Source organism: Bradyrhizobium sp. F1.13.3, assembly GCF_040548265.1.
Classification (GTDB): domain Bacteria; phylum Pseudomonadota; class Alphaproteobacteria; order Rhizobiales; family Xanthobacteraceae; genus Bradyrhizobium.
This window is the reverse complement of sequence record NZ_JBEPRI010000022.1, coordinates 22,416-47,460: the sequence shown is the minus strand read 5'-3', so window position 1 is coordinate 47,460 and position 25,045 is coordinate 22,416. Positions and strand designations below refer to the sequence as shown.

32 protein-coding genes, 1 tRNA gene and 1 pseudogene are annotated in these 25,045 nt (G+C 62.4%); 14 read left to right on the top strand and 20 right to left on the bottom strand.

Annotated features, from left to right (window positions below):
- The first annotated feature begins 1 nt into the window (after position 1).
- The 3 genes from ABIB66_RS37670 to ABIB66_RS37660 are packed head-to-tail and all read left to right on the top strand — an operon-like array spanning position 2 to position 7,031.
- Positions 2-3,151: an efflux RND transporter permease subunit gene (locus tag ABIB66_RS37670; protein ID WP_354210338.1), complete on the top strand. Its 3,150-nt coding sequence runs from the start codon at positions 2-4 to the stop codon at positions 3,149-3,151.
- The gene (locus tag ABIB66_RS37665; protein ID WP_354210337.1) at positions 3,151-6,255 is read left to right on the top strand and encodes an efflux RND transporter permease subunit; all 3,105 of its coding nucleotides are present in this window, start codon (positions 3,151-3,153) and stop codon (positions 6,253-6,255) included. Before ABIB66_RS37670 ends, ABIB66_RS37665 begins: the two co-directional genes overlap by 1 nt.
- Positions 6,256-6,296: 41 nt before the next feature.
- The gene (locus ABIB66_RS37660) at positions 6,297-7,031 is read left to right on the top strand and encodes a tRNA-uridine aminocarboxypropyltransferase (RefSeq protein ID WP_354059591.1); all 735 of its coding nucleotides are present in this window, start codon (positions 6,297-6,299) and stop codon (positions 7,029-7,031) included.
- Between the two features lie 229 nt (positions 7,032-7,260).
- On the opposite strand, the gene ABIB66_RS37655 is transcribed toward ABIB66_RS37660, so the two are convergent.
- The 13 genes and pseudogenes from ABIB66_RS37655 to ABIB66_RS37595 all read right to left on the bottom strand — a co-directional run bounded on the left by ABIB66_RS37655 (position 7,261) and on the right by ABIB66_RS37595 (position 14,739).
- Positions 7,261-7,467: a helix-turn-helix domain-containing protein gene (locus ABIB66_RS37655; protein ID WP_354258354.1), complete on the bottom strand. Its 207-nt coding sequence runs from the start codon at positions 7,465-7,467 to the stop codon at positions 7,261-7,263.
- Positions 7,464-8,600: a tyrosine-type recombinase/integrase gene (locus ABIB66_RS37650; protein WP_354258352.1), complete on the bottom strand. Its 1,137-nt coding sequence runs from the start codon at positions 8,598-8,600 to the stop codon at positions 7,464-7,466. The genes ABIB66_RS37655 and ABIB66_RS37650 overlap by 4 nt, the downstream gene beginning before the upstream one ends.
- 23 nt (positions 8,601-8,623) lie before the next feature.
- Positions 8,624-8,755, bottom strand: a pseudogene (locus ABIB66_RS37645) (helix-turn-helix domain-containing protein); the annotation flags it as partial.
- A gap of 125 nt (positions 8,756-8,880) precedes the next feature.
- On the bottom strand, positions 8,881-9,159 hold the full coding sequence (locus tag ABIB66_RS37640; protein WP_354258349.1) for a hypothetical protein: 279 nt from the start codon (positions 9,157-9,159) through the stop codon (positions 8,881-8,883).
- Entirely contained in the window at positions 9,156-9,446 is a 291-nt protein-coding gene (locus ABIB66_RS37635) for a hypothetical protein (protein WP_354258346.1), read from the bottom strand. Before ABIB66_RS37635 ends, ABIB66_RS37640 begins: the two co-directional genes overlap by 4 nt.
- Positions 9,443-10,150, bottom strand: coding sequence for a DUF2256 domain-containing protein (locus ABIB66_RS37630; RefSeq protein WP_354258343.1), 708 nt, complete (start codon positions 10,148-10,150; stop codon positions 9,443-9,445). Before ABIB66_RS37630 ends, ABIB66_RS37635 begins: the two co-directional genes overlap by 4 nt.
- The gene (locus ABIB66_RS37625; protein ID WP_354258340.1) at positions 10,150-10,449 is read right to left on the bottom strand and encodes a hypothetical protein; all 300 of its coding nucleotides are present in this window, start codon (positions 10,447-10,449) and stop codon (positions 10,150-10,152) included. The genes ABIB66_RS37630 and ABIB66_RS37625 overlap by 1 nt, the downstream gene beginning before the upstream one ends.
- A complete protein-coding gene (locus tag ABIB66_RS37620; protein ID WP_354258337.1) occupies positions 10,446-10,967 on the bottom strand; it encodes a hypothetical protein in 522 nt (173 codons plus the stop codon). Before ABIB66_RS37620 ends, ABIB66_RS37625 begins: the two co-directional genes overlap by 4 nt.
- A 2-nt stretch (positions 10,968-10,969) precedes the next feature.
- The gene (locus ABIB66_RS37615) at positions 10,970-11,410 is read right to left on the bottom strand and encodes a hypothetical protein (RefSeq protein ID WP_354258333.1); all 441 of its coding nucleotides are present in this window, start codon (positions 11,408-11,410) and stop codon (positions 10,970-10,972) included.
- The gene (locus ABIB66_RS37610; protein ID WP_354258330.1) at positions 11,397-13,208 is read right to left on the bottom strand and encodes a DNA polymerase; all 1,812 of its coding nucleotides are present in this window, start codon (positions 13,206-13,208) and stop codon (positions 11,397-11,399) included. Before ABIB66_RS37610 ends, ABIB66_RS37615 begins: the two co-directional genes overlap by 14 nt.
- Positions 13,198-13,803 carry a hypothetical protein gene (locus tag ABIB66_RS37605; protein ID WP_354258327.1) on the bottom strand — a complete coding sequence of 202 codons (606 nt, stop codon included), beginning with the start codon at positions 13,801-13,803 and terminating at the stop codon, positions 13,198-13,200. Before ABIB66_RS37605 ends, ABIB66_RS37610 begins: the two co-directional genes overlap by 11 nt.
- Positions 13,796-14,341 (bottom strand): hypothetical protein, encoded by a 546-nt coding sequence (locus tag ABIB66_RS37600; RefSeq protein ID WP_354258324.1) that lies wholly within the window; start codon positions 14,339-14,341, stop codon positions 13,796-13,798. Before ABIB66_RS37600 ends, ABIB66_RS37605 begins: the two co-directional genes overlap by 8 nt.
- Positions 14,342-14,499: 158 nt before the next feature.
- Positions 14,500-14,739: a hypothetical protein gene (locus ABIB66_RS37595; RefSeq protein WP_354258321.1), complete on the bottom strand. Its 240-nt coding sequence runs from the start codon at positions 14,737-14,739 to the stop codon at positions 14,500-14,502.
- A 654-nt stretch (positions 14,740-15,393) separates the two neighbouring features.
- Between ABIB66_RS37595 and ABIB66_RS37590 the strand changes: the two genes are divergently transcribed.
- From ABIB66_RS37590 to ABIB66_RS37560, 7 genes are all read left to right on the top strand, one after another.
- Positions 15,394-15,744: a hypothetical protein gene (locus ABIB66_RS37590; protein WP_354258318.1), complete on the top strand. Its 351-nt coding sequence runs from the start codon at positions 15,394-15,396 to the stop codon at positions 15,742-15,744.
- A 460-nt stretch (positions 15,745-16,204) separates the two neighbouring features.
- Positions 16,205-16,762: a recombinase family protein gene (locus ABIB66_RS37585; protein WP_354258315.1), complete on the top strand. Its 558-nt coding sequence runs from the start codon at positions 16,205-16,207 to the stop codon at positions 16,760-16,762.
- Between the two features lie 247 nt (positions 16,763-17,009).
- Positions 17,010-17,309 carry a hypothetical protein gene (locus ABIB66_RS37580; protein WP_354258312.1) on the top strand — a complete coding sequence of 100 codons (300 nt, stop codon included), beginning with the start codon at positions 17,010-17,012 and terminating at the stop codon, positions 17,307-17,309.
- A gap of 137 nt (positions 17,310-17,446) precedes the next feature.
- Complete coding sequence (locus ABIB66_RS37575; protein WP_354258309.1) at positions 17,447-17,737, top strand: hypothetical protein; 291 nt, start codon at positions 17,447-17,449, stop codon at positions 17,735-17,737.
- Between the two features lie 197 nt (positions 17,738-17,934).
- Positions 17,935-18,261, top strand: coding sequence for a hypothetical protein (locus ABIB66_RS37570; protein ID WP_354258306.1), 327 nt, complete (start codon positions 17,935-17,937; stop codon positions 18,259-18,261).
- Positions 18,258-18,968 carry a hypothetical protein gene (locus ABIB66_RS37565; RefSeq protein WP_354258304.1) on the top strand — a complete coding sequence of 237 codons (711 nt, stop codon included), beginning with the start codon at positions 18,258-18,260 and terminating at the stop codon, positions 18,966-18,968. Before ABIB66_RS37570 ends, ABIB66_RS37565 begins: the two co-directional genes overlap by 4 nt.
- Before the next feature lie 5 nt (positions 18,969-18,973).
- Positions 18,974-19,489 carry a hypothetical protein gene (locus ABIB66_RS37560; protein WP_354258301.1) on the top strand — a complete coding sequence of 172 codons (516 nt, stop codon included), beginning with the start codon at positions 18,974-18,976 and terminating at the stop codon, positions 19,487-19,489.
- A gap of 119 nt (positions 19,490-19,608) precedes the next feature.
- Here ABIB66_RS37560 and ABIB66_RS37555 read toward each other — a convergent pair whose 3' ends face one another.
- From ABIB66_RS37555 to ABIB66_RS37535, 5 genes are all read right to left on the bottom strand, one after another.
- On the bottom strand, positions 19,609-20,124 hold the full coding sequence (locus ABIB66_RS37555) for a HEPN domain-containing protein (RefSeq protein ID WP_354258298.1): 516 nt from the start codon (positions 20,122-20,124) through the stop codon (positions 19,609-19,611).
- Positions 20,124-21,200, bottom strand: coding sequence for a DUF262 domain-containing protein (locus ABIB66_RS37550; protein WP_354258295.1), 1,077 nt, complete (start codon positions 21,198-21,200; stop codon positions 20,124-20,126). The genes ABIB66_RS37555 and ABIB66_RS37550 overlap by 1 nt, the downstream gene beginning before the upstream one ends.
- Before the next feature lie 287 nt (positions 21,201-21,487).
- A complete protein-coding gene (locus ABIB66_RS37545; RefSeq protein WP_354258292.1) occupies positions 21,488-22,030 on the bottom strand; it encodes a hypothetical protein in 543 nt (180 codons plus the stop codon).
- A 17-nt stretch (positions 22,031-22,047) separates the two neighbouring features.
- On the bottom strand, positions 22,048-22,524 hold the full coding sequence (locus ABIB66_RS37540) for a hypothetical protein (protein ID WP_354258289.1): 477 nt from the start codon (positions 22,522-22,524) through the stop codon (positions 22,048-22,050).
- 5 nt (positions 22,525-22,529) lie between these two features.
- Positions 22,530-22,856, bottom strand: a complete 327-nt coding sequence (locus tag ABIB66_RS37535; protein WP_354258286.1) for a hypothetical protein — start codon at positions 22,854-22,856, stop codon at positions 22,530-22,532.
- Between the two features lie 123 nt (positions 22,857-22,979).
- On the opposite strand from ABIB66_RS37535, the gene ABIB66_RS37530 reads away from it, so the two are divergent.
- Both ABIB66_RS37530 and ABIB66_RS37525 read left to right on the top strand, forming a co-directional pair.
- Complete coding sequence (locus ABIB66_RS37530) at positions 22,980-23,444, top strand: hypothetical protein (RefSeq protein WP_354258283.1); 465 nt, start codon at positions 22,980-22,982, stop codon at positions 23,442-23,444.
- Positions 23,445-23,686: 242 nt separating this feature from the next.
- Positions 23,687-23,860 (top strand): hypothetical protein, encoded by a 174-nt coding sequence (locus tag ABIB66_RS37525; RefSeq protein WP_354258280.1) that lies wholly within the window; start codon positions 23,687-23,689, stop codon positions 23,858-23,860.
- Here ABIB66_RS37525 and ABIB66_RS37520 read toward each other — a convergent pair.
- On the bottom strand, positions 23,857-24,093 hold the full coding sequence (locus ABIB66_RS37520) for an MBL fold metallo-hydrolase (protein WP_354258277.1): 237 nt from the start codon (positions 24,091-24,093) through the stop codon (positions 23,857-23,859). The two genes, ABIB66_RS37525 and ABIB66_RS37520, sit on opposite strands and share 4 nt — an antisense overlap.
- A gap of 231 nt (positions 24,094-24,324) precedes the next feature.
- Between ABIB66_RS37520 and ABIB66_RS37515 the strand changes: the two genes are divergently transcribed.
- Positions 24,325-24,398: transfer RNA gene (locus tag ABIB66_RS37515), tRNA-Cys, on the top strand.
- Positions 24,399-24,586: 188 nt separating this feature from the next.
- A complete protein-coding gene (locus ABIB66_RS37510) occupies positions 24,587-24,733 on the top strand; it encodes a hypothetical protein (protein ID WP_354059589.1) in 147 nt (48 codons plus the stop codon).
- An 86-nt stretch (positions 24,734-24,819) separates the two neighbouring features.
- On the opposite strand, the gene ABIB66_RS37505 is transcribed toward ABIB66_RS37510, so the two are convergent.
- Entirely contained in the window at positions 24,820-25,014 is a 195-nt protein-coding gene (locus ABIB66_RS37505; RefSeq protein ID WP_007591187.1) for a hypothetical protein, read from the bottom strand.
- Between the last annotated feature and the right edge of the window lie 31 nt (positions 25,015-25,045).

The following is a 25,045-nucleotide window of genomic DNA, read 5'->3' as shown; positions in this document are numbered from 1 at the left end:
CATGGGCGTCTCCGAACCCTTCATCCGACGGCCGATCGCGACCTCGTTGCTCGGCATCGCGCTTCTGATCGGCGGGCTGCTCGGCTATTTCGCGCTGCCGGTGTCGGCGCTGCCGCAGGTCGATTTCCCGACCGTGCAGGTGACGACCCAATTGCCCGGCGCGAGCCCCGACGTGATCGCCTCGCTGATCACCGCGCCGCTGGAGCGGCAACTCGGCCAGATCCCGTCGCTATCGGCGATGAACTCGACGAGCTCGTTCGGCGTCAGCCAGATCTCGCTCCAGTTCGATCTCAACCGCGACATCGACGGCGCGACCCAGGACGTCCAGGCCGCGATCAATGCAGCGGCCGGCGTGCTGCCGAAGACGCTGCCTTATCCGCCGACCTACGCCAAGGTGAACCCGGCCGATGCGCCGGTGATGACATTGGCGCTGCGCTCCGACACGATCTCGTTGCGGGCGATGAGCGACATCGCCGACACGCTTCTGGCGCAGCGGCTGAGCCAGATTTCCGGCGTCGGGCGCGTCTCTGTGCTCGGCGGACTGAAGCCGGCCGTCCGCATCCAGGCGGATCTCGCGCGGCTCGCTGCCTATGGCATCGCCATGGAAGACCTGCGCACCGCGATTGCCAATGCCAACGTGTCGGGGCCGAAAGGCTCGCTCGACGGCGCGCAGCAATCCTACATCATCGCCGCCAACGACCAGATCGCCGCCGCCGACGCCTACAAGCCTGTCATCATCGCCTACCGCAACGGCTCGCCGGTTACGATTGCCGACGTCGCCCAGATCGTCGACGGCCTCGAGAACGACCGCACCGGCGGCTGGTACCAGGGCTCGCCCGCCGTCATCATCGACGTCCAGCGTCAGCCCGGCGCCAATGTGATCGACGTCGTCAGCCAGATCCGCGCGGAAATCCCAAAGGTCCAGCGCGCTATTCCGGCCGGCGTGAACCTGACCATCGTCTCCGACCGCACCGTCACCATCCGCGCCTCAGTCCGCGACGTGCAGTTCACGCTGATCCTGAGCGTCGTGCTGGTGACGCTGGTGGTGCTGCTGTTCCTGCGTTCGCTGCGCGCCACGCTGATCGCCGGCGTGGCATTGCCGCTGTCGCTGATCACCAGCTTCGGCATCATGTATTTCGCCGGTTTCAGCCTCGACAATCTGTCGCTGATGGCGCTCACCATCGGCACCGGCTTCGTCGTCGACGACGCCATCGTGATGATCGAGAACATCGTCCGCCACATGGAAAACGGCGACAGCGCGATGGAGGCTTCGCTGAAGGGCGCCAGCGAGATCGGCTTCACCGTGATCTCGCTGACGGTGTCGCTGATCGCGGTGTTCATCCCGCTGCTGTTCATGTCGGGCCTCGTGGGCCGCATGTTCCGCGAATTCGCGCTGACGCTGACGATCGCGGTCGTGACCTCCGCCGTGGTCTCGCTGACGCTGACGCCGATGATGTGCTCGCGTCTACTGAAGCATGCCCATGAAGAGCTGGCAGTGCCGGGTCTTGCCGCAGTCAGCCGCTTCATCGACCGCACCGTCGAGTTCTATCACCGCACGCTGCTCTGGGTGCTGGAGCGCCAGCGCGCGACGCTGGTCGTGACCTTCGCCACGCTGATTGCGACGCTGGCGCTCTATGTCGTGGCGCCAAAGGGCTTCCTGCCGCTGCAGGACACCGCCTCGATTACGGCGGTGACGGAAGCCGGTCCCGACGTCTCGTTCGCGGAGATGCAGAAGCGGCAGGCCGCGGCGGCCGACGCCATCAAGGCCGACCCCGATGTAACAGGCGTGGTCTCTGTGATCGGTGCAGGCTCGGTCAATCCGACCACCAATGTCGGCCGTCTTGTCATGACGCTGAAACCGCGAGGCGAGCGGCGCGACGATGTCAGCATCGTCATCAACCGGCTGAAGGAGCGGGTGGCCGCCATCCCCGGCATGACGGTCTACTTCCAGCCGGTGCAGGACGTGCAGATCTCGACCCAGTCGAGCCGCTCGCAATATCAGTACACGCTGACCGGCACCGACGCCGCGCTTGTGTCGGAATGGGCGCGCAAGCTGGTTGCCGAGATGCGGCGCGATCCGCTGTTCCGCGACGTCTCCTCGGAGGCGCAGGAAGGCGGTCTCCGGGCGCAGCTCACGGTCGACCGTACCCGCGCCGGCCAGCTCGGCGTCAGCCTTCAGGGCATCACCGACACGCTCAACGACGCCTTCGCGCAGCGCCAGATCTCGACCATCTACGGCCAGGCCAACCAGTACCGCGTGGTGCTGGAAGCACTGCCGATGTACCAGCGCGATCCTTCGATCCTGTCGAAGCTTTATCTGCCGGGCGCCGCGAGCGCGACCGCCGGCGCGCCCAACGCACAGGTGCCGCTCTCCGCCGTGGCGACGCTGACGCGCACCACCGCGCCGCTGGCGATTTCGCACCAGGCGCAATTCCCGTCGATCTCGCTCAGCTTCAACCTCGCGCCGGGCGCGGCGCTCGGCGATGCCGTCGAGGCTGTGAAGACCATCGAGACCCGGATCGGGATGCCCAACAGCATCGTTGGCGTCTATGCCGGCGACGCCGCCGAATTCGCCAAGGCGCTCGCCGGCCAGCCCTGGCTGCTGCTGGCCGCGGTGATCACGATCTATATCGTGCTCGGCGTGCTCTACGAGAGCTACATCCATCCGATCACGATCCTCTCGACACTGCCTTCGGCCGGCGTCGGCGCCATCCTGGCGCTGATGCTGTGCGGGCAGGATCTCTCGGTGATCGGGCTGATCGGCATCATCCTGCTGATGGGCATCGTCAAGAAGAACGCGATCATGATGATCGACTTCGCTCTGGACGCGGAGCGCAATCAGGGCATGCCGCCGCATGAGGCGATCGTGCAGGCTTGTCTCCTGCGCTTCCGCCCGATCATGATGACGACGCTGGCCGCGCTGTTCGGCGCGCTGCCGCTGGCGATCGAGAGCGGCACCGGCGCCGAGCTGCGCTTCCCCCTCGGCATCTCCATCATCGGCGGCCTGCTGCTCAGCCAATTGCTCACGCTCTACACCACGCCGGTAATCTACCTCGCACTCGACCGCATCAACCGCCGCCTCGAACAGGCGCTGCCGCCGGCGGAATCCGGCGGGCCACCCGTCGCGGGCGCGACCGAGGGGATGCAGTGATGGCATCGATCTCGGAGCCCTTCATCCGGCGCCCGGTCGCGACCACGCTGCTGTCGATCGGGTTGTTCCTGCTGGGCATCGTGGCCTACGAGTTCCTCCCCGTCGCCTCGGTCCCGAACGTCGATTTCCCCGCCATCTTCGTTTCCGCCAGCCGTCCCGGCGCCGATCCGTCCGTGATGGCCGCCACGGTCGCCTCGCCATTGGAGCGGCGGCTTGGCGAGATATCGGGCATCAACCAGATCACCTCGACCTCGTCGCTCGGCACGACCAACATCCAGCTCCAGTTCGACATCGGCCGCAACATCGACAAGGCCGCGCGCGACGTGCAGGCGGCGATCAACGCATCGCTGGTCGATCTGCCGAGCGATTTGCCGACGCTGCCGCGGTTCCGCAAGGCCAACACTGCCGGCGCTCCCGTATTCGTGCTGGCGCTGACCTCGAAGACGCTGTCGGCGAGCGCGATTTACGACGTCGCCGATACGGTTCTGGCGCAGCGCATCTCGCAGGTGCCGGGCGTCGGCGACGTTACCGTGAGCGGCGCCGATCAGCCGGCGGTGCGGGTGCAGCTCAACCCCGTCGCGCTGTCCAACGCCGGCATTGCCACCGACGACGTGCGGACCGCGATCATCAACGCCAACCCGCTCGGCCCCGTCGGCATCTTCAACGGCGAGCGCCAGAGCGAAACGCTGGCCCTCAACAGGCAGATGCGGACCGCGAAAGAGTTCCGCGATATCGTCATCAAAAGCGCGAACGGCAATTTCGTCCGGCTGGCCGACGTCGCCGACATCGAGGACTCCGTCCGCAACGCCCGTTCCATCGCCTGGTTCAACAAGCAGCCGGCGGTGCTGATCCAGATCACCAAGCAAGGCGACGCCAACGTCATCGACACCGTCGACCGGGTGAAGGCGCTCATCCCCGCGCTGAAGCAGTGGATCCCGGCCGGCGTCGATATCTCCACTTTGGTCGACCGCACCAGTACGATCCGCGCCAGCGTGCTCGACATGCAGTGGACCTTGTTCGCGACCGCCATTCTCGTGATGGTCGTCGTGTTCGTATTCCTGCGGCGGCTCACGCCGACGATCGCGGCCGGAATCTCCGTGCCGCTGGCGTTGGCCGGAACCTGCGCCGGCATGTGGGTCGCCGGCTTCTCGATCGACAATCTGTCGCTGATGGCGCTGGCGATCTCCGTCGGCTTCGTGGTCGACGACGCCATCGTCATGATCGAGAACATGTACCGCAATCTCGAGCAGGGCATGCGCCCGCTCCAGGCGGCGTTGGACGGCGCCCGGCAGATCGGCTTCACCGTGGTGTCGATCAGCCTGTCGCTGATCGCGGCCTTCACGCCACTGATCTTCATGGACGGCATCGTCGGCCGGCTGCTGCGCGAGTTCTCGCTGACGCTGACCTTCGCCATCCTGGTCTCGACCTTGGTGTCGCTCACGGTGACGCCGATGATCTGCGCGCATTACATCCGGCAGACCACGTCCGGCACGGCGACCCTGTTCGACCGGATCATCGAGGGCTCGCTGTCGCGCATCGTCGCTTTCTACACCCGCACCTTGCGCACCGTGCTGGAATATCCGCTGCTGACGCTGCTGGTGTTCTTCGCCACCATTGCGTTGACGGTGACGCTCTACATCAAGGTGCCGAAGGGCTATTTCCCGACCGACGATTCCGGCTTCGTCATCGGCGCGACACGTGCCTCGGCCGACATCTCGTTCCAGTCGATGCTGAGCCTGCAGCAGCGGCTCGCCGACATCGTGATGCAGGATCCGGCGGTGGCCGGCATCGGCTCCACCGTCGGCAGCGGCGGCGGGCCGGGCGGCGCGACCTCCAATCGCGGCACCATGTTCATCAGCCTGAAGCCGCCGGAGCAGCGCGACCACGTCTCGACCCAGGTGGTGATCGACCGCCTCAGGCGGGCGTTATACCCGGTGCCCGGCATCCGCCTGTTCATGTTCGCCGCCCAGGACGTGCGCGCCGGCGGACGGCAGAGCGATTCCGACTACCAGTACACGCTGACCAGCACCGACCTCGGCCTGTTGCAGAAGTGGGCGCCGATCGTGGCTAAGCGCATGGAGAGCGTCGAGGGCATCACCGACATCTCCAGCGACCGCGATCCCGGCGGGCTTCAACTGACCTTATCGATCGACCGCCAGAAGGCCTCGGCACTCGGCGTCCGCGTCCAGGATATCGACAACGCACTCAACAACGCGTTCTCGCAGCGGCAGATCGGGATCATCTACACCCAGCGCAACCAGTACATGACCGTGCTGGAGATCGACCCGAAATTCCAGGTCGACCCATCCAACCTCGATCGCATCTATGTCGCCGGAGCGGGCGATGCGCAGGTGCCGCTGTCGGCCGTGGTGCATGCGACGCGCGGGCTCGCCGCGCTCGCAGTCTATCATTCGCAGTCGTTCCCATCGACCACGGTGTCGTTCAATCTGTTGCCGGACGTGCAGATCCAGGCCGCAACGCAGAACATCCAGCGCGCGGTCGAGGAGCTGCACATGCCGGAGGGCATCCGCGGCAGTTTTGACGGCAATGCCGGCGATTTCGCCAAGACCAGCGGCCGCCAGCCGCTCCTGATCCTCGGCGCGCTGGTGGCGATGTATATCGTGCTCGGCGTGCTCTACGAGAGCCTCGCCCATCCGCTCACGATCATATCGACGCTGCCCTCGGCAGGCCTCGGCGCGCTGCTGGCCTTGCAGCTCACCAACACGCCGTTAACGGTGATCGCCTTCGTCGGCATCATCCTGTTGATCGGCATCGTCAAGAAGAACGGCATCATGATGGTGGATTTCGCGCTCGATGCCGAGCGCCAGCGCGGCCTGTCGTCGGCGGAGGCGATCTTCGAGGCCTGCCAGGCGCGCTTCCGCCCGATCCTGATGACGACCATGGCGGCGCTGTTCGCCGGCATTCCGCTTGTGGTCGCGACCGGCCCCGGCACGGAGCTGCGCCGTCCGCTCGGCATCACCATCATCGGCGGGCTGTTCGTCTCGCAGATCCTGACGCTCTACACCACGCCCGTGATCTACCTGCTGATCGACCGCCTGCGGCGGCGCCGCGAGCCGCGCCCGCTGGCCGCGCCGGCGGAATAGGCGGGTTGTTGAACCGCCGTGCAGAGCGTATAGCGGCGACCATGTCGAACCCCACCGCCGCCGCGCCGGCCGATCCGATCCCCGAATGCCCGTACTGCCAGAAGCCGATGCCGCTGTGCATCTGCGACAGCGTCACGCCGATCAAGAACCGGCTCTCGCTCCTGATACTTCAGCATCCGCAGGAGCAGGACAGGGCGCTCGGTACCGCCCGGCTGCTTGCGAAGCATTTCGAAGGTGCCACGCTGCGGGTCGGCTTGTCCTGGCCGAGCCTGTCCAAGGCGCTGGCGCAGCCGATTGAGAACGCCTCGCACTGGGCCGTGCTCTATCTCGGCTCGGCGCACGCCGCCGATCTCGAGGCCGAGGGCGAAATCCTGGCGCTCAACCGCAAGGGCGAGGTCGCGGACAACCAGCGCGCGCTCCTCGGCAAGCTCGAAGGCGTAGTGCTGCTCGACGGCACCTGGAGCCAGGCCAAGGCGCTGTGGTGGCGCAACCCGTGGATGCTGAAATGCCAGCGCGTCATCCTCAACCCGGCCGCCCCGTCGCGCTACGGCCGCCTGCGCAAGGAGCCTCGGAAGGACGGATTGTCGACCATCGAGGCCGCAGCCACGATCCTCTCCGTTCTGGAGAAGCGCCCGGACATCGCCGAGACGCTGAATGCCAGTTTCGAACGGATGCTAACCCGCTACCGCGAGGTCCAGGTCGAGATGCCCGAACTGGCTCCGAAGCCTCCGGTGAAGGACCGCCGGCGCGGTGTCCGGCGGGGCAAGCGAGCCTGACTCCAGTCGGGGTTGCCTAAACCCGTGATCCCCTATATTGCTCCGCCCTCGTTGGGGCCACGTGGCGGAGTGGTTACGCGCCGGTCTGCAAAACCAAACTTCAAATTTTTGCGACATGTCAGGAAACGCTACAAACATGGGTGTCTCCTGCTAATTATCGATGTCACCACATCTCGGCTGTGGGGACTTTTGTGGGGACCTATGCACCGGTCCTGCACCGTGTGGGGCCTTAGCGCCCGCCGAGCTTCTCGACCTTATCGACTTCAGACTTGGTCTTGACCATCAACTCCAGCAACATCGCGACGGCCTTGGGGATGGCCAGATCTCCGCTGATCCAGCGCCGCGAAGTTCGGGGATCGTAGTCGAGAAACTCGGCCGCCTTCACCTGTGACAGGCCGAGCTTCTTGATCACTTCACCGTAGCGCTCCGGGGTCATGATGCCGCCCTTTGAGTGCGATGACCGGCCGCCGATACGCCGTGGGTGGCAACCAGTTGCTGTTCCGGTGTCAGGTACTTCAAATATTCTTCGGTTTGCCGAACCGTCGAATGGCCCAAAATCTTTTGTAGGTCATAAATGTAACCGCCGTTGCGCATGTACTCGATGGCGAATTTGTGCCGCAGGTGGTGGAAAGCAAAGTGCCGGAACTCAACGCCGTTGGCGGCTGCCCACGCCGCGACCCGGTGCATCTCCCGCTTGAACTCGGCGGCAGGATCCTCGATGCAGTCGCCCCTGAAGGTTGGCTTGCGGTTGCTGTCTTTGCGGACACGCTTGTCGGTCGTCCGCCAGAACAACCACTCCTTGCCGATAAACGCCGGGATGCTGGCGAAGAATCTGATGTCGTCCTCCGACAAATCGATCACGCGGAACTTGTTACCCTTGTCGACCACCTTCAACTCGCCGCGGTCGCTGACGGCATCGCGCTTCAAGCTGATCAATGCATCCTCGCGCACGCCGGTCCGGCGGGCCGCCTCGATGATGTAGGGCCACATGCCGCGCGACCGCTCGATCATCAGCGCGATGTCCTCGTTGCGCGGTTCGACGATTGGATCACGGCGCTCCTTGAGCCGCTTCAGCCATGGCAGGGCAGGGTTGCTCTCGCACCAATCGCGATCGCACGCGTACTGCATAACTGACGAGAGGGCGCCCAGGTCGCGCTTGATGGTCGCTGTCGTGACCTCCCGACCGCGACCATCAACGATCTGGCCAATGAGAGCCTTGTTGATCTGCGAGAGCTTTTTTCCTTCGAGGTAGTCAGCGATCTGTATCAGCGAACAGCAGTACCGATCGAAGGTCTCCTTACCGATTTTGCCACGCCATTTCCGCTCGTCTGAATTGCCCTTCATGAAGGCTTTCCAGTCGGCGATCACATCGATCATGAAGCGGGGACCGCCGCCACCATAGGCTTCGCTATTGATCTCGCGCTTCAGTTCCTTAAGCCGCTCTTGAGCAATTCCCGGATCGTCGGTCTTGAGCGACCTGCGGATCGCGACACCTTTGATTTGAAATTCGGAATAGAGTGTTTTGCCCCGCCACTGCATTCCGGCCGGCGCTTTACGCTTTCTACCCACTGCTCTCGTTCCTTCCGTTTAATCCAATTGCGCAGTTGAGCTTCATCGAAAGTCCAGGATCGGCCAAACTTGACGGCGCCGGGGATTTTTCCGGCGCATGCCATCTCCTGAACTGTGCGAACCGGCAAGCCGATAATCTCGACCGCCCGTTCCATGGTGATACGTTCCCGCACGATTCGCTCCTAGGCATATAGGGCGCTATGCCCTAGCTTGTAAAGTCAATCGGCTCAGCGATTCCGACCCGCCACAGATGGTCGAGACCGTAAGGACCAGCGGGGGCCTACGGTGGCAGGGCATGTGCCCACGCCCACCACGCCTCAGTCTCTCCGACCTGTACGACATCGCCGCCGCCCATGATGATGGCGCTGGCCAGCTTGCGCTCGAACTCGTCAGGGGAGAGCACGGTCTCCATCGTCGCGGCGAACCAACGTGCCCCGGATTCGTGGTCGACCCAGTCCGCGAGCTCCGTGATCTCGCAGCCCAGCGTATCCAATGCGGCGAGCACGCCGGGGACTTCGTGCGGCTCCATCACAATCACCTCTGCCGTTAACGACATCATGGCTCGCTCCATCGCGGCGTTTCGATTCTGGTAGGGGAGGGGAGATCGGGGACCGCCGCCAGGAGCTCGGCGTCCGTCAAGAACAACCGATTCAGCGCATCCCCCGGCACGGCGCAGTAGACCGGGCCGGAGAAGTGAAGATTGAACTGCGATCCCGCGATGATTTCGGCGGCCTTGAAGGCGTGGCACGCATCGGTCGCGACCAGGACGAACACCCGCCCGCCCGAATAGTCGCGCCGATAGCCGGACACCAACCGCATGGCGACGAATTCCGGCTCCTCTGTCACGGCATCGTCACGCCAGCGGCGTCCTCCTGGTGGGCACGATGAGCACGCTGACGGCACCGGTCGGAGCAGAACCGGGCGGACGAACGCACCGGCTCGAACGGCCTGCCGCAACACTGGCAGGTGCTAACCGACGTGAGGCTGGCATCGCGATGGTGAACCACAGTGGTGCCGAGCCGATAGGCAGGATCGAACTTGAACCACGAAAACGAATCCATCGCCCCGCTCTTGCTGCCCGGAAACCACTTCATGCGCGGGATCACCACGATGTCTGGGCAGTATTTGAGGTATGGCGTCGCCTTCAGGCTCGTGACGAAATCATGAGCAATCAGCAGCCAGGCGGGCACGCCGAGATCGAGCCCGTGCTGGATCAGATCGCAGAGCAGGTGCGTCGTCGAACCTTTTGGATTCTCCCATTCGTGTTTCGTCGGCGGATTCGTGACGATGGCGTCGGCGCCGTTGAGATCGGCCCGTGTCAGCGTCAACGCATCCCGCCCGGTCGCGATGTCGCCGGCATAGACCGCACGAAAGCCGGCGGCCTCGAGGTGCTGCACCAGCTGATACTTGTCTGGGCTCGGACCCGCGCAGAATTCCGCGAAGGTCCTGACGCGATCCCGCCGCAGAAACTGAAACAACGGCTCCGCACCCCGGCGAGGTGTCGGGTAAAGATCGCGCGGCGCGCGCGGGTAGCTCGAACGTTTGCCCATCAGCGTTTCCTCCGTTTCATCGGCCGTGGCTCGGCCTGGGCTTGTAGTTGCGTGCGCATGCGCGTCGGCATCTTCGAGAGCGTGAACTCGAATAGCGCGCGGGCCTCGTCCTCGCCGAGGACACCGAGCTCGGCGCCGTTGCCGTCGGCGTAAAGTGTCATCAATTCGAACGGACGGACCCGGCGAACGATGGCAAGTTTTTTCGAGGGAATGCCGGACATCGCTTCGACGAAGCTGATGGAGCGAACGCGATGCCGGCGATGTGGGTGAGCGTTAAACCATTCGGAATCGAGGATCATGGGCATTCCTCCGGTCGCGCGCGAAACAGCAGCAACGATGTCTGCGTCGGGTACCACCACGACGGCGACATCGGCTGCACCGCATCGATGTTAAGATGTCCCGCGATCTCGGCGGCAGCGGCGGGGATTCCGCCGTAGAGGTGCACCGCGATTCCGGCCGGCCGGAATGGTTTCTCCGGGTGGCGATAGAAAAATGGATGATCGAGCAGCGAGTGGTAGGCGTAGGTCCGATTCCACCACTCGTCGCGATGATCGTTGACGCCCTGCTGCGCCGACAGCTTGCTCAATGCGAACGGCGTCTTCGCAAGTATCCAACCGCGCTTTGCTCCGAACCGCCGCGCGAACTCGCAGCGCATCCGATAGATATCGCCGTAAAGCACGCGATTCAGATAGCGGGAGTGCTCATCGCCGACGCCGTGCTGGACGATCTTGGCGGCGCACTTGATCAAGGCTACGATCTCGGCGGCGCGCTTCTCCTCGAACGGATCGATCTGCGGGGGAGGGAATATGTGCATCATGTTCACACCTTCGACAGCTTCAGCAGGGTGACGCGCGGAGAGCGGCCGTCACCGCGCTCGGCTTTGATGAGGCCGAGCTGCTCGAGCTCCTGGATCGCGCGGACCTTCGAGCTCGGCGGGAGGTGCAACGACAGCGCTAGATTGTTGGTGACGGCGATCGGATGATCTCGCGTGGCTGCCTTCTGATCGAGGTACCAGCGCTGATACAGGAGCTCGGTCGCAAGCTTGTAGGTGCCGGCCGAGGTCACATCGAGCAATGCGACCTCCCACGCCCGAGGCACGATGGTGTATTCGCGCTGCCAGCCTTTCGCCGCCCGCGAGGGACCACCAGGCTGCTTGCCCTTCTTAGGTCCGCCGCCGCCCTTCGAGACGCGCTGGAATTCAGCCTCGATCTCGGCGTCCCACTCCTCATTGCTGCGCTTGGCGTTCTCAGGCGGCGACATGACCGGTCTCCTCCTGGGCGCGCTGATACTGCTCCAGCAGCCTCAGCACGATGTTCCACATCTCAGTGCCGCGAGTGTCGACGAAGCGGTCGGGATAGCGGACAACGTCGACACCAGTCCGCAACTCGTAACCAGCCCCGAGCACGACTCGAGATGCGCGCATCATGATCTCGCGCATCAGCTCGACGTCGGCGTCGATCTGCTCGATCGAGCTCTCGATCAGCACGGCGTCGTGCACCGAGCCGCATAGTCGCAAGCCGCGACGATGGCCCTCGACGCAGGCAACGCGCAGGATGTCGGCGCCGGTCGCCTGCGTCGGCCAATTGCCGATGGAGCGCGCGTTCAACTCCGTGATGCCGGTGCAGCAGGTCCAGCCCATCGTGGTGTTCATGGTGCCGGTATTGAGCGCGTGAGCGATCCAATCCTCGACCCAGGCCCAGTATTTCGAGAACAGACCGCGATGTTGGCTGAGCATCTCGTGAGCCGCGAACGCCGAGATGCCGAGCCGCTGCGCCAGCGTTGTCGATTGCATGCCGTATTGCGCGCCCAGGCAGCCGACCTTGTAGCGCTCGTGGATGTGGCCGTGGGTCTTCTTGGTCGCGCCGGGCGGAGCTTCGTCGAAGCGCTGAGCGAAGCCAATATAGGGGATGCCGGTCGCGTAGAGGTCGAGCATCGGCCTGCAATTGGACAGCGCCGCCGCGATCTGGAATTCCATTCCCGACCAATCAATATAGGCGATGGCCCGCCCAGGCGCCGGCTTGATCAGACCGCGCAACCATACTGCCGGCGAGAAGATCCACTGCGATGCTCTCGGCTGCGAACGCGCGGTCTTGCCGGCGAACGGCCACAGCACCGTGCGATTCCTGCCGTCGCGGCCGATCGCCAGCTTGACCTTGCGTAGCTTAGCCAGGGTGTAGCGCAGCTGGCGCAGGTTCTCCGTCTGCGGGTACGCCTTCGCCATACTGTTGAAGGTCTTCTCGCGCAGGTCGAGCTTGCCATTGTCATGCCGCGGCCAGGCGATGCCGGCGCGGGCGAGGTAGGCCTCGAACAGCTCGTAGCTGAAGCTCCACTCGCCGGTCGCATCCTGGACGTAGACACCGTATTGCGCGTTGATCAGCGGCACGATGGCGGCGCGGATGTAGGACCAGGCTCCCTTCTCGAACAGCTGACCCGCGATCTCCATGTCGATCGGGACGCCGTTGTGCTCCATCGCGGCGGAGACCGCGACGAACTCACCCCAATGCAGCGCGGTCGGAAGCCTCGTGCGCGCCGGCATCTGCTTCAGCAATGCCTCCAACAGTGCCGGCAGGCCGACGACATCGCTGAGGCAATATTCAGTGATGCGCGCGATCTCGTCCTGACTGTAAGGCCGCCCCTTCAGGATGCGGTCGCGCATTGCATCCTTGTATTTGCCGCTGACAGCATCGAGCCTGAAGTGACGCAGCGCGCCGATCATGCCTTTGCCCTCAGCCGGCGGAACGCGGCCGTTGATATGGCAACGAAACAACGGAGAGAGATCGAGCACGCGCGCCGGCAGCGGCCAGCCGAGCGCAAGATGACAGGCGCACTCTGCCGTAGCAGCGAAGCAGACGAACAACGCGCGCTTATCGATACGGTACGGCGGGACCTCGCCGAGTTGATCTTCCCAGAGCTGAATGCACTGCCCACTGCGCAGCTCATGTGCGCAGAGGCAGAGCACGTCGGGCCGCTCGCCGGGCTTCGAGATGAATTCGAAGTCGACAAACCAGATTTCTTCGAATCCGGCGAGCGCGTTCAGCAGGTAGGCACTAGCGGTCACGGGCGGCCCACTTCTTGAACAGCTCGTGGCTGGTGCTGTCGATCAAGCGGCCCTTGTCGCGGAAGCAGAGACCTCCGATCTTGCCGACGCTCAGATCAGGCCATTGCGGCTCGTCAAAGCGACCTTCCGGCGCCGGGAACACGCGGTACTGCTTGTTCTCCTGGTCAGTGTAGAGCCGCACCCAGCGCTTGACGCCATCGAGCAGCCCGTACTCCTTCGACCTGTTGTAATCATTGTCGCTGCCGACCATGATCGGGATGACGTGGAAGGCGCCGCCCGGCGACATCGTCAGGTAAAGCGTGTACTTGCTGAAGTTGATGCCGATGCCGTGCAGCGGCACCTCCATGTCGGGAGCCACAGCGAAATACTGCTTCTCCATCCCGACCTCGATGTTGACCAGCTTCAAGTCCGGCCGAAACGTCGGGTGGGTGCGAAAGAACTCGTTCTTGGTCGGCGTCTTCGACACCGCGATCGACACGATGCCCTGCGCCGCAGTGCCGGCACTGCCGGGCAGATCACAACGCAGGCGGTTGAACTCGATCTCGTCCTGGTCGAGCTCCTCGACGAGCTTCAATTCGGGGGCCTTCTCACTCATGACCGTTCTCCTTGGAATTGCCGGGTCCAAGGCATGACAAAGCGCCGCCCGGCGAGGCGCTTCGCGTGACGTTGGCGTGACAAGAGAGGAGGCGGGGAGCTCGAGCCCGCAGGCGAGCAGAGGTGATCTCAAGCGCAAAATGGCGGCGCGAGATCGACGTAGCGATGGAGGCGGAGAGGGGACTTAGGCGGCAACAACAGGGACTGGGACTACTGCCATCACCATCCGATTCCGAAGCCCGCCCGCGCACAACGCGGGAGCGGCGGGAGCGCGCGCGAGCTGCACGAGGAACGCGGCGCGGGAGAACGATGGCCGAGGTGTCGATGACGCCCTGGTCGCCGAGACACGCGACGGGATCGGGCGTTGTGCGGCTGCACGGCTGGTGGGAATACTGGATGGTGTTGTCGCAGAAGTCGCGGTATGCGGCGATCCAGGAGGGCACGCCCTTGGCGCGATTGGCGACGAACAGGCGGATCAACCACTCGCAAAATTCGAAGGTCGTCTGGGGAGCCGTTTCGTCGGCCAGTCCGAGCACCATGTCCTGCAATCCCGTTGAACGGGACCGCGCAGATCAGAGGAACCACCTTCCGCTAACGAGAGTTCAGTGCTAGATGGAGCTTGCTTGGCAGCATTCTTATCAGCACTTTGGTCTCGGCCTGTTTTGGTCCCTTTGGGTCTGAGCGGGCCGTTTCCTTTTCAAGCGGCAGCCTGTTCGTCGTTGCTCTCGATCGTCATCTTCGGCAGCGCACCGCTCTCGCGGCGCTGCGCCAACAGCATCTCCAAAGCCTCGTACCAAAGGTTCTGCACCGGCACGCGCTCGGCGAGCGAGAGCAGATGGAGCTGAAGGTGCTCCTTGCTGGTCATGCGGAACGTGAGCCGGCGATTCCGCGCGGCGTTGGCGTCGGCGTTCGGTCGTAGCACTCGCTGGCGCGGCATGGCTTCCTCCGTGATCCCTGCGAAACAGCTGCGTTGTGCGCCCATTCGGCTGCCTACAGCGCGGCGGAAAAATGGCCAAAGCGGAAGGTATCGAGCGTGGAAGAGAGATTATTTTTCGACGACAGCGGCCTCCAACATGCCGTGGATGACACGTTCGATCTGGCCAACCTACCAGCTGCGGTAGGTTCAACCTTCCAGCTGCGGTAGGTTAACCTACCAGCTGCGGTTACCTGTCCCTATTTCTCTTGTTCTCTTACTGCATTCTCCCCCTACCAATGAATCAAACGAGAGGCGGGGAGGCTGGCCCAGCTTTGGATCGGTCGTGGCGAGAATGCGGCGGCTGCGGCACTGTGGAGATCGGTCCGGTCGAGTGAGGACGTGGCCGGGCCATTGTGATTGCTGCGCGGGCGGGTGTAGGTTTCTGAATCTGTCAGTTCCTAACCGGAAAGTTGCTGGCATCCCATGCCTAAACCACCTCCCGATTTCCAGGTCGCGCGCATCAATCCGCGCCCGCCGAGACATCGGCTTCCACCTGGTCCGGGTCGGTCGAAAGGCAGCGTCAACAAAGTCTGTCGCGATTTGAAGCTCGGAATCATCAACGCTGCCGTCGAGCTCGGCGAGGATGGTGGGGGCAGCGGCGGATTGACGGGCTATTTGAAATTCCTCGGCCGTCATCACGTCAAAGCGTTCTCGCATTTGCTCGGGAAGGTTTTGCCGCTGACGATCGGCGCCGACAATCCGGGCGCGAATCCCGTCCTCGCGATCAACATCACGAGCATCCCGGCCGGTCATAACGAGGACGGCACGCCGATGGCGGTAGCGAGCGCACCCGTGATTGAGCACACACCGCGCCCGCCGATGCGCGTCGTCTCCGCCAGACCGACACGCGCAGAATTGGAAGCGTTGCCGATCGACGAATTGAAGGCGTATGCGCGCCAGAAAGGTTTCGACGTCGATGGCCTCGTTGACGACGAAGATATTATCGATGGTGCTCGGCGAGCCTGATCCGGTCGAACGCGAGCCCACCGAACCATCACCGCCTCCGCCGGCAAACGAGACCTCGATGCAGCGATGGCATCGCCTCCAGGCGCGGAAGCCGACAGCGGATCGCGATTCCGTCTCGATGAACGAGATCGCCCGCAGCATTCCCCAGCGGAGGCCTCCTCGAGCTCCAGGCCAGCAAGGCCGGCGGTTCAACGGCCTATGGTGGTCGAGCGATTAGGCTGAACGGCACCGCCATCAAGCAGGCGCGAGCTCAGGGTGAGCCCGCCGCGATCGACCGACCCGAACAAGCCGCCAGCACCGGCACGCCCACCAGCGGCCTTCCTAGGCGATCCGCGCCTTCCACCCGCCTGATCCGGCTAAACGCCGTGCGAAACTTAAAAGTTTTGCACCGCTTCCTTGACCTTTGAAATCGCAGCCCTTATCTCGTGCGTAAATCGAGTGTGAAAGTAAGGCGATCAAAATGACCGTGTACGGATACGCCAGAGTGTCGACCGTGGGGCAGGACCACGCCGCCCAAACCGAGGCCCTCCAGGCCGCTGGAGCCGAGGTGATCTTCGCTGAGAAGATCGGCGGCGGGAAGCGCGCCAACCGGCCGCACCTCGCCCGCATGCTCGCCGGCATCAAGGTGGGGGATGCTGTCATCATCACCAGGATCAGCCGAATGGCGCGTTCGACGCTCGATCTTCTTACGATCCTCAAGGAGATCGTCGACAAGGGCGGGACCTTCACCTCGCTGCGCGAGGCCTGGGCCGACACCACGACAGCGCAGGGCAGGCTGATGATCACCTTCGCGGGCGGCCTCGCCGAGTTCGAGAAAGAGCTCATCAACGAACGGATCACCGAGGGCCGCGATCGAGCCAAGGATCGAGGTGTTCGATTCGGTCGGCCTCGCACGTTGACGCAGCACCAGCGCACCGAAGCTCTCGCGCGTCTCGCGAGCGGCGAGGCTGTGATGGACGTCGCGAGGAGCTTCAACGTTCACCACTCGATGATCAGCCGCCTCGGCAAGTCAGCTTGATCAAGCAAGGGTAGAGGGGGGGGGAGGGTGTATCGCGGACGGAATACAACGCGCGGTGAGACGGATGCAAGTTGCCGAACTCCGAAAATCGCGCCCGTATCCCAGCGGAACCCCGCCCCATGAATCCGCCTCCCCATAATCTCCAAACAAAAAAGCAACTTTCGGCGGATACCGGATTCGCGGCGGAGATTTTTCGAAAAATCGCGTCCGGTATATACTCCGCGGCGCTGCTTCGAGGGAGATCGCGATGCCTCGCATGGATGCCGAGATCGTCACCAATGCGCCCTACACCGAGCCGCTGATCGCCACGCTGACAAAGCTCGGCTTCGAGATGGAGGTGATCGATTGGCTTCCCACGGAAGAGAACGGTACCACCATCATCGCGGCTCAGTTCACCGAGCTCGATGCCGATGCGTTCTTTGATGAGATCACGCGCATCACTGAGCCATTCGACGTGACTTTGATGGGCGCCGGCATGGTGGAGCGGCCATCGCCTGTGGTCGCCCGGCCCGGAGTCTTCAGGCGCCACGGGGTCTGGCTTGGCTAAAGCCGAAATCGCCCAATTCCCTCGCATCCTCAACGCTTTGAGAATGCCTCGAACTGGATTAGCATTTCGTCACGCGCCCACCGTCACGAAATGACAGGGAGGTTCTCATGGGCCGCCGGCCGCTCGGAGAGGTAGCTATGACCGGCGCGGAACGGCAGCGCCAAAGCCGGATTCGCAAGGCCGCTCACAAGGCCGACCAAGCGCCGGCCGAAAAGGGTCCTCCACCCGCCGCGTCGGACCAGGCTCCAGGGCCGGCGCTGCGGCCCGGAGAGAGCCCGACGATCGCCATTGAACATATCCGCCGCTGGCCTTACCCGACCGCCTCCTGGACTGCCTCGCGGCTCGGCAGGTCCGCTGCGATGCAGTTCGCCCGCGCCCTGGTTCACGCCGCCGAACAGCTGCCCCAGGAACCGCAGCCGGGACGTTGACGGCAATCGGACCGCTCGAAGCTCCGCTTACGTTTTCCTAAAACGGGAGCTCGAGCGGCTCACCTTCGCTTGGCCGTGATATGATCGGCACCATCAACAGTTCGCCCGGCGTCTGCCCCAACCATCCGACGTCGGGCCGGAGCGGAAGCCGGACGAGGTGATGGCAAAACCATTTCGTCCGACTTGCTCGCTCACCGATGGAGGCGACGATGGCGCAGCGACCGATTCACGAGAAAGGCGAATTCTTGATCGGCGGCGCGCAACCTGCCGAAGATCCGAGACGCAGCCGGGTTGTTAAAGGGATGCGGATGGTCTCGACACCGGCTCCCGGTCCGCTCCCGCAGCGCTACGCGGAGTTCGAGGGCGCCGCCGAAGTCGCCGACCGGTTAGGTGCGGAAGAAAAGCTCCGGCTGCTGAAGGAGGATCAATCGGTCTTCATTCACGAGATGGCGCAACGTTTCGCGCGATTGCGCTCACAATTGGACGAGGTCGCGAAGTCGAAGATCATCAAGGCGCGCAAATGAGAGGCCGCGGGCTAAAAGCGAAATACAGCGAGCTGCTGCAGCGTCACAACTGCAAGCCGATCTCGCGTCCGGCGCTTGCTCTGCTCTCACGCGTCGATCACGCCCAGGTCGTGGAAGGCATCTGCAGCAGCAGTGCGGTCGATGCCGAGCGGCTGAGCTTTCGCGCTGGCTCCTTGAGCTGGGGCGCGCTCGACACTATCCCTCTGCTGCGCCGCCATGCCGGTAAGCCGGTCGGGCAGATCCTGCAGCTCGACTATTCCGCGGGCGTGCTTCGCATCAAGGCGCGAGTTGATGATCCGCAAGCCGCGCAGATGCCGGCGTTCAGCATCGCGGCGCAGATCATCGAGAGTGAACTGCGCAACGCAAATTCACCGACCGGCTGGCACTTCGTAGTGAACCGCGCGGTCATAACTGAATGCTCGATGACGGATCGCCCGAGCTGCCCGAATGCAATCGTCAGTGCGAGGCGCGATGTGCAGTCGACCGATCAGACCTATGACGACCTGATCGCGTCGATCAATCGATTCCGCGGCGGCCTGGAGGCTTTCGTCGCCAACACGGTCAAGGCGCCGGAGCCGGAGCCCCCGTCACCGCTGACACTCGGCCCGGCGCCTGCACGAATCTACGGAACGGTATCGCTCGCCGCGATGCGACCACGGCAGCGGCAGACTTCATTTTCCTCAATGGTCGCGCAGCTCAAAGGATGACGCCTATGTTCAGGACCAAGAAGATTCCGCCACCCGAGCCGGCGAACACCGGCACCGAGCAGCTGCGGCGCCTGCTGATCTCGCACAACCGCCGCCGCGCGATGCAGGTCATCGCCGCCGACATCAACGACACCGCCGCCGAGAAAGCCGGTCGCGAGTTGGCCCGCAGCATCGCCAGCAACATGGCCGGTCCCGATGCTTCGCCCGATGTCGTCACTTCGCTCGCCAAGTCGACCTTCGCCAGTTTGTCGCTGCCAAACGTGAAGGTCATCAGCGACACCACGCTGCAGAGCTTCGCGGACGGCGGCGATCTCGCGCTCGAAGGCAAGAAGCGCCTGACCGCCTATCTCTGTGGCGATCACAAGACCTTCGACGCCGAGCGCGACGCCATCGTGCTCGCCAACGTCAAGGAGCCGCCGACCTATACGCACCCGCCGCGTTGGGTGAACCCAAACCAGGAAATTGCTAGAGCGCAGGCGGAGCTGCGTCGGGTCATGCAGCAGGCCCGCGAGAACGCTTAATGGAGGTCAACACATGTCCGAAATTGCAACCACTACGCCGGCCAAGATCCCGCTCCACTTCCAGCTCGATGACAAAACTGATCGACGGCGCCACGGCCGGAGAGAATCGTCAGCCCAGATCAGGCTCCATTGAAAGCTTGATCAAAAACGTACAGCACTCGTTTTGCAAACCTATGCGTTGCCATGGCCTCCTCGATCGTCGTGTTGCGGATACCAGCGTGTGCGAACGCGTGCCGCCAGCTCAGGATCTGCTCGTAGCTGTCGAGAATGTTCTTACCTAGCCTCTTGTCTATCGCCTTCTTGCGTCGCGTGAGTAGCTTGCCAAATTTATCATGCACGCCGCTGTCGAACGTCCGCGCATAGCTGTACAAATCGCTAACGGCGATCCTGCTATTCAGCTTCGCGAAGTTATTGGTCGCGAAGTTTCCGAAAGCTGAGTGATGGCCACTGGCGTACGTGACCAAGGTCTCCTTCACGCAGCTTTCATATGAAGCAGCTATGGATACAACGAGTAGTCCAGCCAGGTCTGCTCGGAATTCAGCCGTCTCTACCTGGTCGGTTGGCACAAATTGACGTACCTCGCCTACCAGCCTTTCGAGCCGATCGAAGTGCAAGTCGAGATCAGCGCGCGGCATTAATTACCCAAGATCTTTCTCGCGATCTCGAGCCTGGTTTTGAGTATGCTTGTGTCCGTCGTGCCACCTCGGGTCGTTTCATTAAATCGCTTATCAGCCAGCAACGCGGGGTAGCGCTCTTCCAATTGGCTCGATGTGATCGCCGGGTTTTCCAGTAATGTCACCATCACAGCCTCGAGCACCGCAGAATTGAGCACTCCCCGAGGACGGAACGGCCGCTCAATAGCCTTGTTCACGACCTTAACGACATCCGGAAAACGGTCTTTGAACTCTTCTGAACGCTCCGACGAGAAATGACGGTTATCATCCATTTGCTGGTTAAGGTATTTCAGCATCGGTTTTTCGTAATCGTCCCAGATTTGGAAAAGCGAAAAGAGTCGAAGCACCAGTTCGATATCTTTTTGGTTTCGGTCGGGCCTTGTTATGCCAAGCATCTTTCGCCAACCTGCATTGGCGCTCAGAGCCCGCAGCTCCTCAACGATCCTGCCGCGGTAAACCGCATTTCTGATTTCCTGCGGTTTAAGCTGAGTGCCGCCAGTGTTCAGGCGCTCGAAGATGTGAAAGACACTATCGTTGCGCCGGGAGGGCTTCAGTTGCTTGATGTTGATGGCGCGAAGGGTCGAATTCCGGAGTTTCCGTTGATCGCGGGGACTAAGCTCCGCAAAAGTTTTTCCGTTGTATTCAGAGCGCTCAGAAAGACCTTTAAGCTTAAATATCTCCCGCCGGTTCTGGCTGTCCGGCTCTCCAAAATATCCCTCGAAGAAATACGTCACAGACTTAATGCGTTGCTGCCCGTCAATCACTTCGAGTAGCCCTTCTTCGTTGACATAAAGAAAAACTTGCGGGACAGGCAATCCCATCAGGAAGGATTCGATAAGTTTGGAAGCTTGTTCGATTTTCCACACAAAGAGCCGCTGGTAGAAGGGGATGACAATGTCACCGCGCTTCACCTGTTGGGAGAGCAGCTCCAGGGTGGGATCGGATGGCGATACTGAAATATCGAACTCGACGAAGGGTGATTCATCGATCTCCTCCTCGGTATCGAGAACGTCCTCTTCTTGATTCGATGCGCTCACCCCAACACTCCTATGTCCAGCGCTTCGCCGCGCGTGGACATTCTATAGCGCCTGCCGCCTCATTGAGCAAAAAAATTGATCGCGATGTGGCACGTGGAAGCCGAAGCTTTGGAGAGATGGTTACCCCCGATGCGGAGCTCCAACGTGCAGCCCCCGATGGGCGGCGTGCCTAAGATCGACCCAGGGAGCGAGAAAGGGGGCGGAGTAGATTTCGGGTGACGTGCATGGCGGATGCGGCCGATCATCATGCACGGGGGGCCTATCATGCGCAGGGTCAGTACTATGCACTACGCTGGAGGCGGACAGCCGAACGCAACGGAATGGTCGCCTGTGATGAAGAACGGGCGCCCCTCCTGGTAAAAGCTTTGAAAGGTCGGGAAAGCTGGCGTCTCGTTTTCAGGTTCGCTGAAGCCATGAAAAGGACAGGTCACGCTGGCTGTTAAGTCTGGTCGCCCGATGTGCTGGAGTAGGAATGCCTGGACGGCATCGAATTTTTTCGGGCTGAGCGCTACCGAAAGGCCAATGAATTCGCCCCAGCGCTCAGTTGCCGCGTAATGACTAAGCACGGAAACGTCGGCATCGCAGGCGTAACCTTGATCTCTCCATTGCGCGATCTGCTCATCCAAGTCCCGCACTAGCATCGTCGCGTTTAGTTTGTTCTCCTCCCTGCGATAGATGCTGATCTCCGCGGAATCGGTGTCCCGCGCGGTGCTGCTGATCGGATATTGCGGCTCAACGAAGCGAGCGGAACAGCGGATCGTCCAGGACGATCGGGCCTCAGCAATCTGGTAGCTGATGCGGTCCAGGTTGAATGTAAAAAATGCCGACATCAACACCTGCCTTCTCGTCATGCGTCCCGCGTGAAACCAGCGCACAGCCACCCGAGAGCCCAGAAGGCGAGATAGGTGACGACGGCAACGATGCCCGTAATGATGAGGCCCCAGCCGAGAACGGAGGGACCATCGCCGGTTAGGAACGTCGGTGCTGGCGCGTCTGCAATTGCGGTGACCTCGCTGATCGTGTTGTAGGAATGATATGAGTAGCCGGCGCAGCCAGTGTCGCTGTAGTCGGGGTAACGGCTATATTCCTTCTTCGGAAACTTGTAGCCCGTCCGCGCCATCGCAACGAGGCAAGTCGCGCTCCGATAGGATGTTTCGGCAGAGTTGGATCGGTCGATTGCGATGAAGATCGACGTAGCGAGTCCGATTAGCGTGACCAACAAGGCCAGCACCGCACCAATCCGGGTGAAGCCGCGAATGAAGCGGGCGCCAGCGCTCAGCGGGGCGGCGGAGGCGCTGTATCGATGTGGTTGCAGATCGGTCATGAAGTCTAGATCGTTTCCTTCCAGGCCGAGAAGCACCCGAATGCCATAAAGGCCGGGATGCTCCACAACGGAAGATCGAACAGCCAGTTTATGATCTTCTGCGCGCCGGCCCAATCGGTCGCCGGCACATGCCAACCTACGAACTGGATGCCGTCGGAAATCGGCAGCGGTGTCCAGTGGCCGACCTGCAGCCACAGCAGACCCTGATAGGCCGGAATGGCCAACGCGAGAAGGGTGAAGATCACCCCCATCCAGAAGGCGCCACGGTCCTCTTTGCGAGGCGTGAGCTTGCTGAGATGCCGGAGAACCTCATCGTCCTCAAGGTTAACCATGGTTCTATTTCCCCCAAATAGCTAGACATCATGCAACTTCGGCGGTAGCGGAACAAGTGCACCTTTCGACTAGACTATAAGCGATCAACGACTATCTCCCCGGCATGAAAAAGCGAACTTGCAATGGACGTTAAAGTTGCCTCTGTCCGCTGTGGCGGGCGTTTGGTCGTGGCGCTGGCCGCGCTGTGCGCCGTTGCCAGCAGCACGGCTTCTGCTCAGGAGCATAAGACCTATCGATGCAAGGTTACAGACGTTGTGACGCTTGCCGAGGATGGCCGCCTTCGGAGCGATGATAACCCGAGGGACTTAATGCGCCAGCTTTACGACGGCGCGATCATCGATACGCTCACCGGTGCGGTGACAAATCGAGATGGCGCGCGGAGCGTTTGGAAAATCGTCAAAAAGGGTAGTGTCGCAAACGACTACATCCTAATTCCAGATGCGATCATGCTAGATGCCAACGACCTTGCGGTGGTCGCTGCAACTGATTTTATCCGCGTGCGCGCTTGGAAGGAAAATCCGACAGTGCGATTTCTCGTTTTCCAACTGAGCACAATGGCCTCCGGTCCCTGTGCGGTTGTTCGCTGATCCGGTCCGGACGGCGGCCGGCCCGCCTTGTTGGTGGGTGCGGTGATCGGTGGGTTCGCTACATTTGCAGGCTCATGGTGAAAGAACATTTCTATCCATCGACACCTGCGATCAGCGTTCCAAAGCCGCCCTAGACGGGCTCCGCCCGCATAGCTGCATCGCTGCATCTCAGGATTGTTTTGGCTTTCCTCCAAAGTGATCATCATCGTCCCATCGTCGACTGCGGGTCTCAAGGGGACAGAATGCCTTCAGCTGAAGAATGCCGTGCCTATGCCGCCAACTGCAAATTGCTGGGAGCTGAACCGGGCAATTCGGCCCGCCGGTCGAGCGTGCTGACAAGTATGTCGCGCAGCTGGACCGCGCTCGCGAGCCAGCTCGACAGCTTTGCGGGCATCGTCAGGGAAGAAGGCATCTAACCGCCAGTTCCCATCTTTGCAGGGTTGTGGTTCGGTCGGATCTCGGCGCCGCGCCGGCCGCACTTGGTGCAGACGAACTTCGGCTCGACGTCACTGAGTCGGAGGTCGTCGGGCCAGCCATCAGCGTTGGCTTCTGTGCGGTGCCCGCATCGGTGCCCACAATAGATCAGGACGCCGCGCACGCCCATCTCGCGCATTTCTCCGAAAGTGATCTTTTGCGGGTAGGGGGTCATACCGGGCCTCGTGCCAAAGGGCTGGATATCACAACCGAGACCGGCTAGATGGGTGCCGCGCGAGCCCGTCCCGCAGCGGGTGAACGCACCGAGAACTAGGGTTAGAACATGTGGGGATTTTTGTGGGGACCTAGCCCGCGTTTGTGGGGACTATCCGCGAAAACCGCGTTCTGAACCTGGACCTTGGAAGACCGACTAAGTACTGACTTCTAAAGCACTTTTGTGAAATGGGGCCACGTGGCGGAGTGGTTACGCGCCGGTCTGCAAAACCGTTTACTCGGGTTCGAGTCCCGACGTGGCCTCCATCACAAGCTCCTGATATCTCAGCAATATTCGATCGCATCGCGGCTGCCATCGGCCCGCGCGGGCGATACGCGCTGGCCGTGCACACCGGGTTTGCCCGGGGCCCGGCGGAAATCCGCCATTCAGCCCGCTGGCATAGTCTTCGCATCTGCGAAGTGATGCATCCCAACGATCGAGCGCTGGAGAGCACGTGAGCGAAATCGTCCGATTTGTCCCGAAATCCGAGCTGGAGCGGGCCCGCCTCATTCGCGAGGCCCGCGCGATCTATGACAGCATCTTTCCGCCGGCCGCACCCGACCAGGGGCCGCAGGACGGCGGCGAGCGCGTCAAGACCTGATAGCGGCCACGCCGGATTTCGCAGCGTAGCCGCCATAGCAAAACGCCCGCGGAGCGCGGGCGCATCGGCTCACGGTGAAATTGGCTTCAGCAGGCCGCGTACCAGCCGTCCGGAAAGGGCAGCAGGGGCCAGGCGCCCTCGTTGTCATTGGCAGCTTTGGGCTTCGCGTAATAGGTCCACGAGCGCGGCACGAAATCCTCCCCCGGCACGAACGCCAGATCCTCATGGACCATGGCGTCCTGGACGGCATCCAGCAGCAAGTTGAATTCGGCTTCGCTCATCACACCCTCCGGACCGCGGATGGCGCAATGT